Source organism: Flavobacterium sp. BFFFF1, from assembly GCF_002256285.1.
Classification (GTDB): Bacteria; Bacteroidota; Bacteroidia; order Flavobacteriales; family Flavobacteriaceae; genus Flavobacterium.
Genome location: NZ_NKJE01000002.1, coordinates 139,666 through 155,937, shown reverse-complemented (window position 1 = coordinate 155,937; position 16,272 = coordinate 139,666). Strand labels below are relative to the sequence as shown.

The following is a 16,272-nucleotide window of genomic DNA, read 5'->3' as shown; positions in this document are numbered from 1 at the left end:
TGTTTTGAGGCGGGAAAGGGTTTGCATGCTATTTCGGTTAAAACTGATTAAAAATCCCTGTTCACATCAAATGCTTCAAGGTAATCCGCTACTTTTTTTACAAAGCTTCCTCCTAAAGCGCCGTCAACGACGCGGTGGTCATAAGAGTGTGACAGGAACATTTTCTGGCGGATGCCGATGAAGTCGCCTTCCGGCGTTTCGATAACGGCCGGCACTTTACGAATCGCTCCCAGGGCTAAAATTCCGACCTGCGGCTGGTTGATGATCGGTGTCCCGAACACGCTTCCGAAAGTCCCCACGTTCGTAACCGTATAGGTTCCGCCCTGTGTATCGTCCGGTTTGAGTTTTCCGGCTTTCGCACGGTTGCCCAAATCGTTTACGGCTTTCGCCATGCCGACGAGATTCAACTGGTCCGCATTTTTGATTACCGGAACGATCAGGTTGCCGTTTGGCAATGCCGCGGCCATACCCAGGTTGATGTTTTTCTTTTTGATGATGTAATCGCCATCCACGGAAATGTTCATGCCCGGGAAATCTTTCAACGCTTTGGCTACCGCTTCCATAAAAATCGGGGTGAACGTAAGCTTCTCACCTTCCCGCTTCTCAAACGCCGTTTTCACTTTGTCGCGCCATTTGACGATGTTGGTCACGTCCACCTCAATAAATGACTGCACGTGGGCCGACGTTTGTACCGATGCCACCATGTAGCCCGATATCAGCTTGCGCATGCGGTCCATTTCGATAATTTCGTCGCCTCCATTTACCGATACCGGTGCTGATTGTGCAGCAGGTGCTGGGTCCTGGGTTTTAGGTGTTGGTGTTGGTGCTACGGCAGGAGTTTTGGCCATAGACTTCCGACTTTCGACATATTTCAGGATATCATCTTTGGTGACACGGCCATCTTTACCGTGTCCGGCGATGGCTTCCAGTTCGGCGACAGATATTCCTTCTTCTTTGGCGATGTTTTTTACCAAAGGCGAATAAAATTTGTCGGACCCTGAAAAATCCTGCGGAGCGGCTGCGGCTTCTTTCGCAGTTTCAACGGTTTTTTCGACAGCTTCGACAGCTGCATCTTTTATGATGGCCGCTTCAGAAGGCGCGTCGACGGCCACACCACCCGATACTTCGATGATGGCGATGGTTTGCCCGACTTTTACCAAATCGTCTTTCTGGAATAATTTTTCCACCAGGACACCGCTGACCTCCGAAGGGACTTCAGAGTCTACCTTGTCTGTTGCGATTTCCAACACGGCTTCGTCGGCTTCAATCGTGTCGCCCATTTCCTTTAACCAATTTGTAATCGTCGCTTCCGCAACACTTTCTCCCATTTTTGGAAGTTTCAGTTCAAATCTTGCCATATTATTAACCTGAAAGGTGATTTTAGTTTTCTGCCTGCAAAATTAATGTTTTTTTTGAGTTCCAACTATGAATTATGTAAATTTCATTTCAGCCCAAATGGGTCGGATTAACAAATTAAGATTACTTCTCCCCGGTCGACACTGCTGTCGCTACCAATCAAATAATCAGTATTTTGCGCCAAGATACGAAAGACGATCTTGTCACTTTTAACAAGTTCAAATGCTTCAATGATTGATTTAAAATCCATTTCGCTGTTGTCAAAAATGAGGCAGGCGGACTCCTTTTCCGCAATCGTTTGCGCCGATGACAGGTACGCAATGCGGCATATCGGAACCTGCAATTTTGCCTGGATCATCTCCTTCAGGTTTTCGTTTTCTGACAACAGATAATAGGATTGCGGCCTGGATTTCAGTTTTTTCCGTCCCTCGAACATTTTGACAAATGAGAAAAAAACAATACCTGCTTTCATAAATGCAGAAAACAACAGGGAGCCTCCAAAGTGCTTTTTATAAAAGAAATTCATCGCCTCGCGAAAGCGCTTCATATATTTTTCGTCTTTAACCGTGCTTTCTCCTTTATAATGGATGACCGATGTTTCGTGGAAATAGAAATTGTCTTTCCCCTTTTTCAGCACGGTGTAGGACAAATCAATGTCATCTGAATACATAAAGCAGTGCTCATCGAAACCACCCACTTCAAGATATAACTCCCGTTTCATCAGCATAAAGGCACCAACCAGTATTTCAACTTTGCCCGTTTGTTCCGCTGACAAATGCGATGCGTAGTATTTCCCGAATATTCCAGGGAAAATTTTATAGAGCCCAGTGATTTTAGTGAATGCCGTAAAAGGATAAGGAATGCCGCGCTTGCTTTCCGGAAGGAAATTTCCCCTGCCGTCGATCAGCTTGACGCCTACAATCCCGAGGTTAGTTTTTTTTACGGCGAATGCCAGCGCTTTCGTAAAGGTATCTTCGGCCACTACGGTATCGGGATTCAGGATGCAGATGTATTCGCCTTTTGCCGCCGCTACCCCTATGTTGTTGCCTTTCGGAAATCCGGAATTCTCTTTGTTTTCAATTAATGTGACGGTGGGGAAATGCGTTTTAATCATGTCGCAACTGTCATCGGACGAGTTGTTATCCACCACAATAATCTCGGCGTCGATGCCCTGCAGCGCTTGTTGCACGCTGCATACGCAAAGCTGAAGAAAATAGCGTACGTTATAGTTCAGGATGACGACAGATAGCTGCATGGTTGTAAAAGTTGTAAAGTGGTAAAGTTACGAAGTTACATAGTTTCAGAGTAGCAAAGTTTCAGAGTTTCGAAGTCGCTAAGTTATGAAGTATGTTGGACTCGTTTGTAATGGACTATAGAGCGGGTTTCCCATTTCTGGACTTTTACCCTTTTACGCTGCAACTTAGTAACTCAGACACTCTGAAACTTTGCTACTCTACAACTTTGTCACTTTTCTTACTCAAATCAAAACTAAAAAGTGTATTGACCATCACGCCATTATTGTACTGGAAAACATTGTTGCCGTCAATCTCCCGTCCAAACTGCAGGATTTGGCTGATGTAACCGGCTTCAAGGCTGAAATTGCTATTAACCCGATACCCAAAAAGCAGGCCCAGGCGGTTTTGATCAAAAACATTTTCGGGCACATTCTTCCCGAAATTCACCATCAGTTCGTTGAAAAAAACCAGATAAGGGGTTTTGTCTACAACCCATTGTCCTTTCAGCGGCATTTGCAATCGGAACATGTACCTGAACCGGTTGCGAAACGGAAACTGGTCTTCCTTATCCAGATCGCCACTGGTGTATCGCCCAATCCAGCGCTGTTCGAGCATAAAACGGTGTGAAAGGCTCACGATACCGAGCTTGTCCGTAAGGGTCACCATTTCAAAAGCGCGGTGCTCATTGTAACTTTTGCCGTAACGGTTGATTGGGAGGTCTCCGTAAGCAAATGTCTTTGCCCAGGCATATCCGACACGGAACTGCAACCTTGGCTGTATTTGATAACTTCCGGAAATCCGCGATAAACTCTGCTGCCAATCGGTAATGATATGATTTCGGCGCCATTGGTATTCACTGACCATGCCCCACTTTTCACTGAGCTTGAAAGTTCCTGAAAACCCGTACCACCCCACTTCATTGTGGTCACTGATCCTTGTGTTTTGAGCAAAGCCATTAAACGTGAACATCAACAACACAACGGATAAAACAAGAAGATTTTTTTTACACATGTAATATTTTTCAGCGGTGCGAAGGTATTAAAATTCCGGCAGGCTTCAAATCATTTCCAATTTGCTGACAAAAAAACCCGACAGGATGCCGGGTTTGATCATCTCTAAAATTACAGTGGTACTTGCTATCGCTTTTTCACTACGGAATACCGGTGGTTATTTAACCGTTTCAGCAAGCCTAATGAATTCCGCACGATAGCCATCTGGATCATTTGACAACCCCTGTCTGGCCATTTTTACAATGTCGGCGGTCGACTTTTCAGAAACCAGTTTAGAGTCCCGCAACTTGAGCCCGAACCAGGCGACCGCGGTACAGAATTTAAAGTCTCCAGACGCATTTTTCAGCGGCACTGCTTTATTCTCAATGATTTGAATCATCTCGGTGCTGGTATCGCCATCCGGCTTTTTATAGCGAAACTTCACTGTCGCCAGTTCGTCATTATAGTTGCCTGACGTGCTTGCTGTCTGGGTGTATTTCAACGCAGGCTGTGCAGTAAAGTAATCGCTTTTTACGCCCTCAGGAACAATTTCGTACAACGCCGTGACAGTATGCCCTGAGCCCAATTCGCCGGCATCAATCGCATCATCGGCGAAGTCCTCAGTACGCAGTTTCCTCGTTTCGTATCCAATAAGGCGATACGCCTGTACATGTTTCGGATTGAACTCGATTTGGATTTTTACGTCCTTCGCAATGGTGAACATCGAGCCTTTGAACTCTTTACCCAAAAACCGGTTCGCTTCCTGGATGTTGTCAATGTAGGCGTGGTTTCCATTTCCTTTATCGGCAAGGATTTGCAGCTTGTCGTCCTTGTAATTGCCCATACCGTATCCCAGACAGGTGAGGAACACACCCGATTTGCGTTGCTCCTCAATCAGTGTCTGCATGTCGGTATTGGACGACGCACCGACGTTAAAGTCGCCGTCTGTTGCCAGGATTACCCTGTTGTTCCCATTCTTTACAAAGTGCTCCCGTGCTAATTTGTATGCCAATTCAATTCCGGCGCCACCTGCTGTACTCCCGCCAGCGCTAAGTTTGTCGAGTGCGGCGAAAATATCGGCTTTTTTATCCCCTGAAGTGGGCGGCAACACCATCCCCGCAGCCCCCGCATACACTACAATGGCTACTTTGTCATTTTCCCGCAGTTCGTTTACGAGTATTTTCATCGATTCTACCAATAACGGCAGCTTGTTCGGTTCATTCATGGAACCCGAGACATCGATCAGGAACACGAGGTTCGATGGGGGCAGGCTGTTTTGAGGAATGATTTTTCCCTGCAGGCCGATCCGGACCAGCTTGTGTTCTTTGTTCCACGGGCAATCGCTGTACTCGGTATTGATTGAAAATGGATGCTTATCCTTAGGCTGCGGGTATTCATATTTAAAGAAATTCATCATTTCCTCGATGCGTACCGCATCTTTGGGCACCGATTGCCCGTTGTTCAGGAAACGCCTGATGTTTGTGTAGGACGCATGATCAACATCGATAGAGAACGTGGATAATGGCTCGCTGATCGGGTTTTCGAATTTATTCTCCTCGAAGGCTTCGTAACTGTCGCCAGAAACTGAAATCGTTCCTTTCTCGGGAAATGTATGCTCCGGCCTTTCTGATAATTTGCCTTTAGCGCCTTTCCTGAGTTTGCGTTTAAACTCCCGGGCTTCCTTACGGGATAATTTCCCTGCGCCGGCTTTTGTTGTGATGATGATGACGCCGTTTGAACCCCGGCTGCCGTATAACGCAGTGGCAGCTCCGTCTTTCAGTATCTTAAAATTTTCAATGTCGTTGCTGTCCAGCTGCTGCAACGCATTTTCCATCGGTACGCCATCAACGACGATTAACGGCTGGGCCATTCCGTTAATGGAACCAATACCTCGAAGTACGATTTCTGGCATGCCACCGGGCGTTCCTGAGCCCGTTGAGATATTCACTCCGGCAATTTGTCCCTGTAGGTTTTGGATGGCGTTGGAGTTTGCGCGGTCTTCAATAGGCGTACTTGGAATCTGGCCGGGAACGTTTCGTGCTACGATACGTCCATTCGGTAATTTCTCGTACTGACTTGTTTGTAATTCATCGGGAACACCATTATAATCGATGTCGTATGTTCCTGCATTAGTCCGGACAGCCACACCAGGTTTGCTGTTAGGCTCAGTGTCGACGGGATCTGGAACGCCGTCCTTATCGGAATCAGGCTGGGAATTGCTTTTGTTGTAGACATTACCGCGGTAATAGTTGAAATCATTCGCTATGTCGTCGACCACAACATAACCCGTACTGTTTCCTCCACCGGAAACCGTTCCTGAAGTCCAGGTTGTAGTGCCGTTATTTGCACTTTGCTTATCGCCGTCCCGGATTTTGCCTTTTCGCGACTTTGCCCTTTTCCCGATTTCCTGAACCGAAACCGAAGCGATCGCAGAAGTCATCTTTTTTCTTGCCACAGTATTGTAACCGGTGTTAATTACTACCTCATCCAGCATATTTTCCTCGAGGGTGATGTCCAGCCTGTTATTATCCGAAACGATAGCCGTCTGGGGTTTCGTTCCCATAAAGTTGTATACCAATTGATCCCCTGTTTTAGCAACGATTTGATAATTACCATCAAAATCGCTTTGAACGGTTTTATTAGTCCCCTTAATGGCGACGGTAACCATGGGCAATGGCAGCCCATCTGTACCTATGACGGTTCCGGTGATTTTCTTCTCTACGGGACTTTTGCCGTGTATCACAGCTCCTGGATTGTTTGACGCCACAGCGTTGTCACCAGCTTGCGACGCAGAAGGTTCGTTTACCATCCTTTGTACGCTAGCAGCCGGTTTTTGATTGGTTTTTGGACTGTTGGCAATTCCAGTGTTTTTTGAGGCAGCTTTAGGCAGCATCACATCGGACGGTTTCCGTTCTTTTCCGTCAGTGGCTGCGGCCTTTTCCGGTTTTGCCTGCAACGAATCGTTTTTGTCGTCCTCTACAACTACATTGTTTTGCGGCCTGCTAACCGAAGGAACGTCTGATTTTGTGCCGTCGAAAATTTGGTACCCTATCGTAAAAAATAACAGCAGCGACGCCGCCACGGCCAGTTTTTTCCACAACACAATGGTCTTTTTGTCCTCTTTTTTGTCCAGTTTCTGCTCTACTTTTGACCATACTTTTTCCATGGCCGGGAAATCTTTCGTTTCTGCCTTATTTGAGGCTTCCTGAAATTGTTTGAATAATTTATCCTGATTGTCCATGATTATTTCGCTTTTTGATAATACAATTGATTTACCAACTCCCTTAGTTTCACCTTTGAGGCGTTCAGTTGGGATTTTGACGTGCCTTCCGATATACTGAGCATTTCTGCAATTTCCTTGTGGGCGTACCCTTCAATCACAAAAAGGTTGAAAATGGTGCGGCAGCCTTCGGGAATCAGCGTCAGGAGCTGCAACAGGTCCTCTTCTTCGAGGTCGGTGACTTCAGCTGCTGCTGGCTGTGACAGCGCTTTTACATCGTCGATATACATGTTGAAGTTTACATTCTTGCGGATGCTCAACAGGCATTGGTTGACAGTTATGGTGCGGCACCAGCCTTCGAAGGCCTTCGATTCCTTGAGCTGGTCGATTTTTGTGAAGATCGTATAGAATGCGTCGGCGAGTGCCTCTTCTACCTCTTCCTCTTTCTTCAGGTACCGTTTGCAGGTGCGGTACAATTTTGGAGCCATAAGCTCATACACCTGCCGCTGGGCGTCTCGGTGCATTTTTTTGCAGGCGGAAATTAAGTTTTCATTTATCACGATGGTTGGTCTTTACGACTAAAGAGAAAGATTCGGAAGGAAAGGTTGGGAACGTTTCTAAAAAAGATTTCGGCGTATCGTTTCAATACGCTGGTTTTGGAATGTTTAATGCATATATCACGGATTGTAAAGTATCGGAATCGCTGTCTTCACAGAGCAGGAATGTGATTTCAGTTTTATTTTCATGGAAGTAAGTGAGTCCTTCGAATTTATGCTGACGGGAAATCAATATTGTTTTTTCGATTTCAAAGGTTTCGGAATTCATAATGCCCAAAAGGCTTCCCAGGATTTCTCCATCAAGGTAAGTGGATGTCGTGTTTTCGGCGGCAGCGAGAAAGTAGATCGAGTTTCCCACCATGACAGCATCGGTAAATGAGGCCGGAACACCCTCAATTTCAGGAAGCGCGATCGGGATGAATTCAGGATTTGGATCGCTTTCGCTTTCGAACCTGAAAATCCCATTTTTGCCCGCTGCACCATTGCCGCGCTGGAACATCAGCCAGGCTTCCCCGATACTGATCACGCCTTCTATATTAAAGTCGGTTTCCGGAATTTCAGCTATACTGCGCAAACGGGAGTACCATGCAGACAGATCCCGGATTTCGGTTTGCTTTGATTGCAGGTCGTAAACCAGGCATCTGTTTCTCGCTGGTGTAGAGCCCGAACCGAACGCGTGCAGTTTTTGTGCTTTGAACACCAGCGATTCAAAATCGGGCTTTATGAATTTGGGGATGTTTTGGGACGCGCCGTGCCACAGGGCAATCCGCTTGCTTCGTTTGGTATGGACATCAAAACAGTGCAGAAACCCGCTGCTGTCGGAAATCAGGTACAGCATGCCCGCATGGAACACGAGGCCGGAGGCCGCACCGATATCGGGAATTTCTAACTGCTGCTTGAGCGTAAATGGGACCATGGCGTTCTAGCCCGGATGGGAGCAGCATCCTTTTTTCCTGTTTTTATTACAGGAAAAAAGATATCGCGGACAGCCGGAAATTGCTACAAATAAAAATTATACATAAAAGTTTCATCACTCTAAATATATACATTTATGGGAAAAGTATCATCATGGAAAAAATTAATGCCGACGATTACCGCATAAGCGCAAAAATATCCCTGAAAGACCGCCCTACTAAAGTCGACCTTCAGGCCACCGAAGCCCAGATTGAAAAGAAACTGGCCAAAGTCAGGGGAAAGCTCAGTGCGATGCAGGATGTGATGTATGCGTATAAAAAATACGCCGTCCTGACTTGCTTTCAGGGCATGGACACGTCGGGTAAGGACAGCCTGATCCGGGAAGTTTTTCGTGACTTTAACCCCAGGGGTGTTGTGGTACAAACCTTTAAAACACCTAATAGCGCAGAACTCGAGCATGATTACCTCTGGAGGCATTATGTGGCGCTTCCCGAACGGGGAAAATTTGCGGTTTTTAACCGGTCGCATTATGAAAATGTGCTGATCAGCCGGGTGCACCCTGAGTATGTGCTGCATGAAAACATTCCCGGCATTGAAGCGATTGAAGACATTCCGAAGAACTTCTGGAAAAAGCGACTGGAGGAAATCAACCATTTTGAAGAACATTTGGTCAATAACGGAACGATTGTACTTAAATTTTTCCTGCATCTTAGCAAGGAAGAACAACGCGAACGGCTGTTGCGTCGGCTCGAAGAGGAAAAGCACAACTGGAAGTTTTCCCCGGACGATTTGAAGGAACGAGAGTGCTGGGAGGCCTATCAGGAATTTTATGAAGAAGCCATCAATGCTACCTCAGGTCAAGAAACGCCCTGGTTTATTGTTCCCGCCGACGACAAAGCGACTGCAAGATTAATCGTCGTGAAAATCATCCGCCAGGAAATGAAAAAATACCATGACATCAAAGAGCCTGAACTCAGCGAGGAAATTCAGGAACGCATCCGGTTTTACAAAAAACAGCTTGAGGAGAAATAAAAAAACGCGCCTCAAAAAGGTGCGTTTCTTATACTTGTCTTAGTTTGTGATACTATAACCTGAAACCGTATGCAATGCGGAGTGCCAACTGCCCAACGCCTTTGTTGTTATTTACATCACGGAACTTGTCGTAATACTCATAACGCACGCTGAAATCGATATGCTCTGTGGCATATCCGATACTTGGCGCCAGGATTAAAGAAGTTTCATTGTAATCTGCTGTCACGGGAATTGCCGCTCCCACTTCGCCCTGAACATAAAAACTATCTCCAAAGATGAATCCTTTGAAACCTGCTTTTACCGGGATAAATCCGAGATCATCTCTATCGCCGTCCAGAAACAGGTGCGTATATCCTGTGGTCAGCGTGATCGAGTTCCTTTTTGATAAATCGTACTGAAGTCTAGCGTCAGCTCCGACTGCAGCCCCGAACGGGTCTTCGAATACATAGCCACCGCTCAATCCGAAACCGAGGCGGAATCCCTGGTCATAGTTGCCAGGATTGTCAGAAGCTGCCTGAGGTGTAGTCTGTGCCGTTGCGCTGTGGATCGCCAGCGCGAATAAAGCCGCTGTAAACAATCCTTTAAAATTTACTGTTTTCATGATGTTTAATTTTTAAAAGTTTGATTTTGAGTTTACGTTATTTGTATAGTATTATTCCTATCAAAACAACATGGCAAATATAGACCGAGTGTTTTTCGGACGGGTTACAGAATTACGTTGTATTGTTATAAAGTATCCAAGCGGGCATTTCCACATGTAAAATAATTCACAGCAGCATCTTTGGTCGTCGCTTTTCGGCTACCTTTGCCGGAAATTTTTTTTACGATGTTATCCGATTATACGAAAGAGTTCCGCTACAACATGAAACTTGCCTACCCGGTAATCTTGGGGATGGTAGGCCATACGATGATCCAGATTGTCGACAACATCATGGTCGGAAAACTGGGCAGTACAGAATTGGCCGCGGTCTCTCTGGGCAACAGTATGATTTTCGTTGCGATGTCACTTGGCATTGGTTTTTCGACGGCCATTACACCCATCGTCGCAGAGGGAGATGTGGAGCAAGATACGCTTAAGGTCAGGTCTGCCTTTCATCACGGCCTTTTCCTGACTACGATTTTGGGGATCCTGCTTTTTGTCACCGTGGTCGTAGCGAAACCCGTCATGGAATTGCTCCACCAGCCGGCAGAAGTGATCGCACTCGCAAAACCCTACCTGGACTGGGTCGCGTTTTCGTTGATTCCGCTGATCATTTACCAGGGCTATAAGCAGTTTGCCGATGGCCTTTCGATGACAAAATACTCCATGTATGCTATCGTAATGGCGAATATCGTACACGTTGGGATCAATTACTGCCTGATTTATGGCATCTGGATTTTTCCAAAAATGGGCATTACCGGTGCAGCCTTGGGAACGGTGATATCAAGAATCATGATGGTGATTTTCATGCATACCATCCTCTCAAGGCAGGAAAAACTAAAGCCTTATTTTAGTGGTTTTAGCTTCAGCCAAATCAAAAAAACCATGCTTCGTAAGATTATTGGCCTGGGGCTGCCGTCCGCCATGCAGATGATGTTTGAAGTAGTGCTGTTCACGGCGGCGATCTGGCTTTGCGGGAACATTGGGAAGACAAGCCAGGCCGCCAACCAGATTGCGTTGAGCCTTGCTTCGTTAACCTTCATGTTTGCCATGGGACTCAGTGTCGTCTCGATGATACGCGTCAGCAACCAGCGTGGGCTGCAGGACTATAAAAAACTGATTGTGGTGGCGCGCTCGATTTTCCTGCTGTCGATTATAATCGAAATTGTTTTTGCACTTTTGTTCATCATCTTTAATGAAAGCCTGCCGTATTTGTTCCTGAATATGGAAAACACCTTGCAGCTTTCAGACAATTCAGAAGTCATCGCGATTGCCTCCAAACTATTGCTTGTCGCGGCGGTATTCCAGATTTCAGATGGTATACAGGTGGTAGTACTTGGGGCCTTAAGGGGATTACAGGACGTAAAAATTCCAATGTACATCACTTTTGTCGCCTATTGGATTGTCGGTTTTCCCATCTCGTATTATCTTGGTGAAAAAACAGACCTGAAAGCGACGGGCGTATGGATCGGACTGCTGGCCGGACTAACAGTTGCAGCAATATTTTTGTATATTCGCTTCCACTATCTCACGAAAAATATGAATAAGGAACAGGCCATGAAAACTGCGTTGCCGGATTCCTGAATTTTAAACGTAATGCCTTTAATTTAAATAGATCAATTTACTTATGGACTTGCCTAAATTTGTTCTTGCAGACAACTCTGATTTCCCAGACGATATTTTCATCATCCACCTCGATTATCCGCGCTTTATCATCAACCTTAAAGATGACGAAGTGGAAATTATGGAAGAGGCGGAAGATCTTGACGAGGCCGAACTGAACGCCGAAATGGAAAGCCTGATCACACAGGCAAACGAGTTTTATGACCGCGAAATGGAACGTTACGAAAAAGAGTAACCGCATTTCCTTCAACAAATTGCCGGTGTTCCCGGCTTTTTATTTGTCAATAACTTTCGACAAGTGCATGGAGGCGATTCAGGAAAAAAATTATGTTTGTAAATAAATCAAAACCAATTATAACATGAAGAAAATTATTTATTCGTTTTTATTGTGCTCCGCTGCCCTGTTGGTTTCCTGTGGCAAAGATGACAGTGATGAGGCCATCTTAAATTATACGACAGACCAGACACTGGGCATCGTAAAAATTAACCTGGAACAATTGGATGGCAAATTGCCTAAGAAAGAAATGATGAACGATCAGTCAGGCAATTTTTCCAAAGAAGAGAAAGAAAAAATGGCGCTGCTGATGAATGCCAAAGACAACGGTATCGACATCGCCAAACCGGTTTACCTGGTCGCAGACCAGGAGAATAATGGCTTCGTGTTTTCTATGTTTTGCTGGCTGGACAACAGCTCGAAATTCGAATCTAATTTTTCTAAAATCACCGGTTCTAAAATCCGTATCGACAAAACGAAAAATCTGGTGTACGCCAATAATCAACTTGTAGGCAGCGTCAAGGATGAGATGCTTGTCATGAGCCGATTTATGTCAAATCCTTATGGCGGTTCCGTGCGTCCCGCTGGCGACGCCATGCCAGAGAAATTCTTTACGGATCTTTGGAACAGAAAATCACTCGCTAATGAAGGAAAAGTGGAGCAGATCACGAAATCGCTTGGCAATAAATCAGATGCAAGCATGTGGTTAAACCTGCACGGCATCATCTCAGTGGCTTCAAGAGGCTATATCGAAAGCCTTGCCATCAACAAATTATTGATTGATGCCGGAATTGGTTTTGATATGAATTTTGGCGAAGGGGACATCACGTTTAATTCAAACACATTCTTCAATAAAGACTTACAAAAAGAAATTACGAAATATTATAATGGCAAATCCGCTGACTACAGCATCGTAAAAAGCATCGACCTCGATAAAGCAAAAAGTTATGCTGTGGGTTATATGAGCTTTGAATTCATGCAATCCATGATGAAACAGGCGGGATTTGAAGCTATCGCCAATAATTATCTCGCCGATAGGAATATCACTATGGCAGACATCACGGCAGGTCTTAACGGATCTTATGCCTACGCTTCTTTGATGGAGGATAACACTGCAACGGACGAAATGGATCCTTATGCGTATAAAATGCCAAAAACAATTTTCGCTTTAGGAATTAATGGATCGAAAGCAGATAAATTGATCAACCTGATCAATTCAGAACCTATGTTGAACACCTATGCCAAAATGTATCATGACAAAAACGTCATGGTATTTGGCACAGACGAAAATGACCTTGCGCTTCTCAAAGCAGGTAAATCCGCGGCCAATACCACACTTCAGAAAAAGTCCGATGTGGTGGGATACAGCTGGGCAGGTGGCGATGACGTCAATGTCGCGCTAAATTCGCAAAACAGAAAAGTAAAAGTGGTGAACATGGAGTCAACTTATAAAGTAAAGGACGGGAATTTCACTTCTGAAACCACTGTGAAACTGGACAAAAAAGATAAAAACGCGATACACTACCTATTGGGATATGAATAGCATCACGCTTGAAGGGATTGCTCCGAAATATTTTACACCGAAGACGATGGCTACGGCAGCCACGATCTGGAATAAAAAAACAACTTTCGAAAAGGGGAATTACTACCTGGTAATTGCCCCTTCCGGAAGTGGTAAGTCAACGTTGGCTACGGCGATGCTGGGCAATCATTTTGAATACGATGGCAGCATCCGTTTTGGCGATGTGGAACTGAAGTCGCAGTCGATTGAAAAGGTCGTTGGATTCAGAAAAAATGGCATACAGCTGCTTTTTCAGGACGTCCGGCTCATTCCGGATCTGACCATCCGTGAAAACATCATGCTGCGCACTTTCGGTAAAAAAAATGCCGCGTATGAATCCACAATAGAATCCTACGCCAATACACTGGGCATTGTCTCCCTGCTGGAGAAAAAAGCCCGAAACTGTTCCTATGGTGAAAGACAGCGCTCCGCGATCCTGCGAAGCCTGATTAATCCCACGGATTTCCTCGTTTTTGACGAATGCTTCAGCCATCTCGACCTGAACAACAAGAAAATTGCGTACGACCTGATTATGGAAGTAGCGGCACAAAGTGGCAGCGCTGTCATCTTTTTTGAGCTGAACGAATTTCCGTTCCAGCATGATTGTCATATTTTAAACTTATAATGAAAAATTTCTCAAAATCGGTTTTCCTATACCTTGGACTGATGCTGGCATTTGCATTGGTATTAAGCTGCATCCAACTGTATGTCAACGCAAATGCGCTGTTCGGCAGGAAAAGCAGCGACGCCAATTATTGGATCACGATGTCCAAGGCGATTACACCGGATAACATTGGCCGGAAAGAGCTGATTGGATTCAACGACAGCGACATCAAAGACCTGAAGACCTGGAAGGAGGTCAAAGATATATTTCCTGTGGTTTCAAATGATTTTAAGGTATCGGCAGATGGAGGCGATTTTATCCCTTTTTATACCGATATGTACCTTGAGGCGGTCGACAAGGACGCGATTGACGTGGCAGACCTTTCTGAATTTAAGGTACGCGACAACGTCCTTCCGATAATCATCTCCCGTGAATACCTGAATTTGTACAACTATGGTTTCGCTTTAAACCAGGGGTTGCCGCAAATCACCGAAGATTTTGCCAAAAAGATTGAGGTCAATATCAACCTTACACTTAAGAAAGAAAAACTGAAATACACCGGAAAATTAGTGGGCTTTTCGGACAGGATCCATTCTGTTTTAGTGCCCAAGGAATTCCTCGATTCCATCAACAGCACGCAGGATTTCAACAAGGCGCATAAAAACATTTACACCCGTGTATTGGTAAAAGTAAATGACGCGTCAGACCAAAACCTGATTTCGAGAATGAAGAGCAAAGGCTATGAATCCAATCAGGAGTCGCTTCGTTCCGCAAAAATAAAAGGCAAATTGTTCTTGGTTTTACAGACGATTGCTTTCATTGGCGGTTTTATTTTCCTACTTTGTATATTCATCATCATCAATTTCATCAAGATGCAGTTCCTGGAACAGCAGGAAGCGGTTTCCATAAAATATGCATTGGGCTACTCGCCAAGGAAAATGGTAAGTGCTATCAGTAGGTTCTTTAGCATCAATGTTGGTATTGTACTGTTGATCTGCCTTGGATTGCTGTCGGTGGGACAATATTATCTTGGAACGTCTGACATCTCGAATGGCCTGCTTCCGATTTACATTTCTGTTTATCTATGGCCCTTGGTGATCATTATTCCACTTGCGGTTTACGTAGTCGTGAACTTGTTAATTTACAAATGGCTTATAAAATCCTGGAGGTTTTAATCCTTAAAATATCGTTGCAATAACAAACGGGCCGCTGCAAATGGAGATACCACTTCATCCTGCACGGCTTTTTTGTTTTCTTCGAGCAACCTGCTTACTTCAGGATGGTTGTAAAAATGTTGCTTGAGTTGGGAATCGATTGTTTCCATCATCCAATACTGGTTCTGTTCCAGGCGTTTTTGCCTGAAGAACCCATTAGATCCCGTGAGTTCGAGATACGCCATGATGGTTTCCCAAACTGCTGCGATGCCCTCTTTCGTCACAGCGCTGCAGGTTGCTACCGCTGGCTGCCAGCCCGAATCTTTCGCGGGAAAAAGGTGTAACGCCCTTCCAAACTCGGTTTTCGCAAGCCGTGCCCTTTTGATGTTGTCGCCATCGGCTTTATTGATCACAATCGCATCGGCCATCTCCATGATACCGCGTTTAATGCCCTGAAGCTCGTCGCCGGCTCCGGAAATCTTGAGCAACAGAAAAAAATCGGTCATGCTGTGGACTGCCGTTTCACTTTGTCCCACCCCTACGGTTTCAATAATGATGATTTCAAAGCCTGCCGCTTCACAAAGTACAATGGCTTCGCGGGTTTTTTGTGCGACACCACCCAGTGCTTCGCCCGATGCTGAAGGCCTGATATAAGCATTCTGGTCTTTGACTAATTCTTCCATTCGGGTTTTGTCCCCAAGGATACTGCCATGCGACAGCGTACTGCTTGGATCAACCGCCAACACGGCCACTTTTTTCCCAAGGCTGGTGAGGTGCGTGCCAAAAGCTTCAATGAAAGTACTTTTACCCACGCCGGGAACGCCTGTAATACCAATGCGGATTGACTTTCCGGCATGTGGCAGGCAGGCATTGATGACGTCGTTCGCTTTATCGCTATGAGCGGGATTTGTACTTTCTATTAATGTGATGGCACGGCTTAAGGCGGTTTTATTGCCTGAAAGTATCCCTGAAACAAGTTCCGCAGCAGTAGGTTGGATTTTTCGCGACTGACGGATCTGCTCCGCCGCAACAGGACTCACGGTTTCCGGGGGTTGAATACCATCCCTTTCGTGTAATGCTGTGGTCTTTTTATCCGAATGCGCCAAGATTTG

Annotated in this window: 14 protein-coding genes and 1 pseudogene; 6 read left to right on the top strand and 9 right to left on the bottom strand. The window is 45.5% G+C overall.

Annotated elements, in window-relative coordinates:
- Positions 1–47 precede the first annotated feature (47 nt).
- The 7 genes and pseudogenes from CFE23_RS01790 to CFE23_RS01760 all read right to left on the bottom strand — a co-directional run bounded on the left by CFE23_RS01790 (position 48) and on the right by CFE23_RS01760 (position 8,273).
- Positions 48–1,358: a dihydrolipoamide acetyltransferase family protein gene (locus CFE23_RS01790; protein WP_291083135.1), complete on the bottom strand. Its 1,311-nt coding sequence runs from the start codon at positions 1,356–1,358 to the stop codon at positions 48–50.
- Between the two features lie 107 nt (positions 1,359–1,465).
- Positions 1,466–2,611 (bottom strand): glycosyltransferase family 2 protein, encoded by a 1,146-nt coding sequence (locus tag CFE23_RS01785; RefSeq protein WP_291083132.1) that lies wholly within the window; start codon positions 2,609–2,611, stop codon positions 1,466–1,468.
- 193 nt (positions 2,612–2,804) lie between these two features.
- Positions 2,805–3,602 carry a DUF2490 domain-containing protein gene (locus tag CFE23_RS01780; protein ID WP_291083129.1) on the bottom strand — a complete coding sequence of 266 codons (798 nt, stop codon included), beginning with the start codon at positions 3,600–3,602 and terminating at the stop codon, positions 2,805–2,807.
- 156 nt (positions 3,603–3,758) lie between these two features.
- Positions 3,759–6,020, bottom strand: coding sequence for a von Willebrand factor type A domain-containing protein (locus CFE23_RS01775; RefSeq protein ID WP_291083337.1), 2,262 nt, complete (start codon positions 6,018–6,020; stop codon positions 3,759–3,761).
- 45 nt (positions 6,021–6,065) lie between these two features.
- Positions 6,066–6,389 (bottom strand): annotated as a pseudogene (locus tag CFE23_RS01770) (carboxypeptidase-like regulatory domain-containing protein); the annotation flags it as partial.
- A gap of 434 nt (positions 6,390–6,823) precedes the next feature.
- Positions 6,824–7,324: a sigma-70 family RNA polymerase sigma factor gene (locus CFE23_RS01765; RefSeq protein WP_291083126.1), complete on the bottom strand. Its 501-nt coding sequence runs from the start codon at positions 7,322–7,324 to the stop codon at positions 6,824–6,826.
- A gap of 118 nt (positions 7,325–7,442) precedes the next feature.
- Positions 7,443–8,273 carry a hypothetical protein gene (locus tag CFE23_RS01760; protein WP_291083123.1) on the bottom strand — a complete coding sequence of 277 codons (831 nt, stop codon included), beginning with the start codon at positions 8,271–8,273 and terminating at the stop codon, positions 7,443–7,445.
- 152 nt (positions 8,274–8,425) lie between these two features.
- On the opposite strand from CFE23_RS01760, the gene CFE23_RS01755 reads away from it, so the two are divergent.
- Complete coding sequence (locus CFE23_RS01755) at positions 8,426–9,304, top strand: PPK2 family polyphosphate kinase (protein WP_291083120.1); 879 nt, start codon at positions 8,426–8,428, stop codon at positions 9,302–9,304.
- A 52-nt stretch (positions 9,305–9,356) separates the two neighbouring features.
- Here the strand turns inward: CFE23_RS01755 and CFE23_RS01750 are convergent, their stop codons facing one another.
- A complete protein-coding gene (locus tag CFE23_RS01750) occupies positions 9,357–9,905 on the bottom strand; it encodes a hypothetical protein (RefSeq protein ID WP_291083117.1) in 549 nt (182 codons plus the stop codon).
- Positions 9,906–10,130: 225 nt separating this feature from the next.
- Between CFE23_RS01750 and CFE23_RS01745 the strand changes: the two genes are divergently transcribed.
- From CFE23_RS01745 to CFE23_RS01725, 5 genes are all read left to right on the top strand, one after another.
- Entirely contained in the window at positions 10,131–11,528 is a 1,398-nt protein-coding gene (locus CFE23_RS01745; protein ID WP_291083114.1) for an MATE family efflux transporter, read from the top strand.
- A 43-nt stretch (positions 11,529–11,571) separates the two neighbouring features.
- Positions 11,572–11,802 (top strand): hypothetical protein, encoded by a 231-nt coding sequence (locus CFE23_RS01740; protein WP_291083111.1) that lies wholly within the window; start codon positions 11,572–11,574, stop codon positions 11,800–11,802.
- 124 nt (positions 11,803–11,926) lie between these two features.
- A complete protein-coding gene (locus tag CFE23_RS01735) occupies positions 11,927–13,384 on the top strand; it encodes a hypothetical protein (RefSeq protein WP_291083108.1) in 1,458 nt (485 codons plus the stop codon).
- Positions 13,377–14,027: an ATP-binding cassette domain-containing protein gene (locus tag CFE23_RS01730; protein ID WP_291083105.1), complete on the top strand. Its 651-nt coding sequence runs from the start codon at positions 13,377–13,379 to the stop codon at positions 14,025–14,027. Before CFE23_RS01735 ends, CFE23_RS01730 begins: the two co-directional genes overlap by 8 nt.
- Entirely contained in the window at positions 14,027–15,181 is a 1,155-nt protein-coding gene (locus CFE23_RS01725; RefSeq protein ID WP_291083102.1) for a hypothetical protein, read from the top strand. Before CFE23_RS01730 ends, CFE23_RS01725 begins: the two co-directional genes overlap by 1 nt.
- On the opposite strand, the gene meaB is transcribed toward CFE23_RS01725, so the two are convergent.
- Positions 15,178–16,266: a methylmalonyl Co-A mutase-associated GTPase MeaB gene (meaB, locus tag CFE23_RS01720; RefSeq protein WP_291083099.1), complete on the bottom strand. Its 1,089-nt coding sequence runs from the start codon at positions 16,264–16,266 to the stop codon at positions 15,178–15,180. The genes CFE23_RS01725 and meaB overlap by 4 nt on opposite strands.
- Positions 16,267–16,272: the final 6 nt, after the last annotated feature.

Coding starts and splice junctions, on each gene's coding strand:
- CFE23_RS01735 (WP_291083108.1), top strand. CDS start 11,927: ATGAAGAAAATTATTTATTCGTTTTTATTGTGCTCCGCTGCCCTGTTG.
- CFE23_RS01740 (WP_291083111.1), top strand. CDS start 11,572: ATGGACTTGCCTAAATTTGTTCTTGCAGACAACTCTGATTTCCCAGAC.
- CFE23_RS01725 (WP_291083102.1), top strand. CDS start 14,027: ATGAAAAATTTCTCAAAATCGGTTTTCCTATACCTTGGACTGATGCTG.
- CFE23_RS01760 (WP_291083123.1), bottom strand. CDS start 8,273: ATGGTCCCATTTACGCTCAAGCAGCAGTTAGAAATTCCCGATATCGGT.
- CFE23_RS01775 (WP_291083337.1), bottom strand. CDS start 6,020: ATGACTTCTGCGATCGCTTCGGTTTCGGTTCAGGAAATCGGGAAAAGG.
- CFE23_RS01730 (WP_291083105.1), top strand. CDS start 13,377: ATGAATAGCATCACGCTTGAAGGGATTGCTCCGAAATATTTTACACCG.
- CFE23_RS01785 (WP_291083132.1), bottom strand. CDS start 2,611: ATGCAGCTATCTGTCGTCATCCTGAACTATAACGTACGCTATTTTCTT.
- CFE23_RS01750 (WP_291083117.1), bottom strand. CDS start 9,905: ATGAAAACAGTAAATTTTAAAGGATTGTTTACAGCGGCTTTATTCGCG.
- CFE23_RS01755 (WP_291083120.1), top strand. CDS start 8,426: ATGGAAAAAATTAATGCCGACGATTACCGCATAAGCGCAAAAATATCC.
- CFE23_RS01790 (WP_291083135.1), bottom strand. CDS start 1,358: ATGGCAAGATTTGAACTGAAACTTCCAAAAATGGGAGAAAGTGTTGCG.
- CFE23_RS01765 (WP_291083126.1), bottom strand. CDS start 7,324: ATGCACCGAGACGCCCAGCGGCAGGTGTATGAGCTTATGGCTCCAAAA.
- CFE23_RS01780 (WP_291083129.1), bottom strand. CDS start 3,602: ATGTGTAAAAAAAATCTTCTTGTTTTATCCGTTGTGTTGTTGATGTTC.
- CFE23_RS01745 (WP_291083114.1), top strand. CDS start 10,131: ATGTTATCCGATTATACGAAAGAGTTCCGCTACAACATGAAACTTGCC.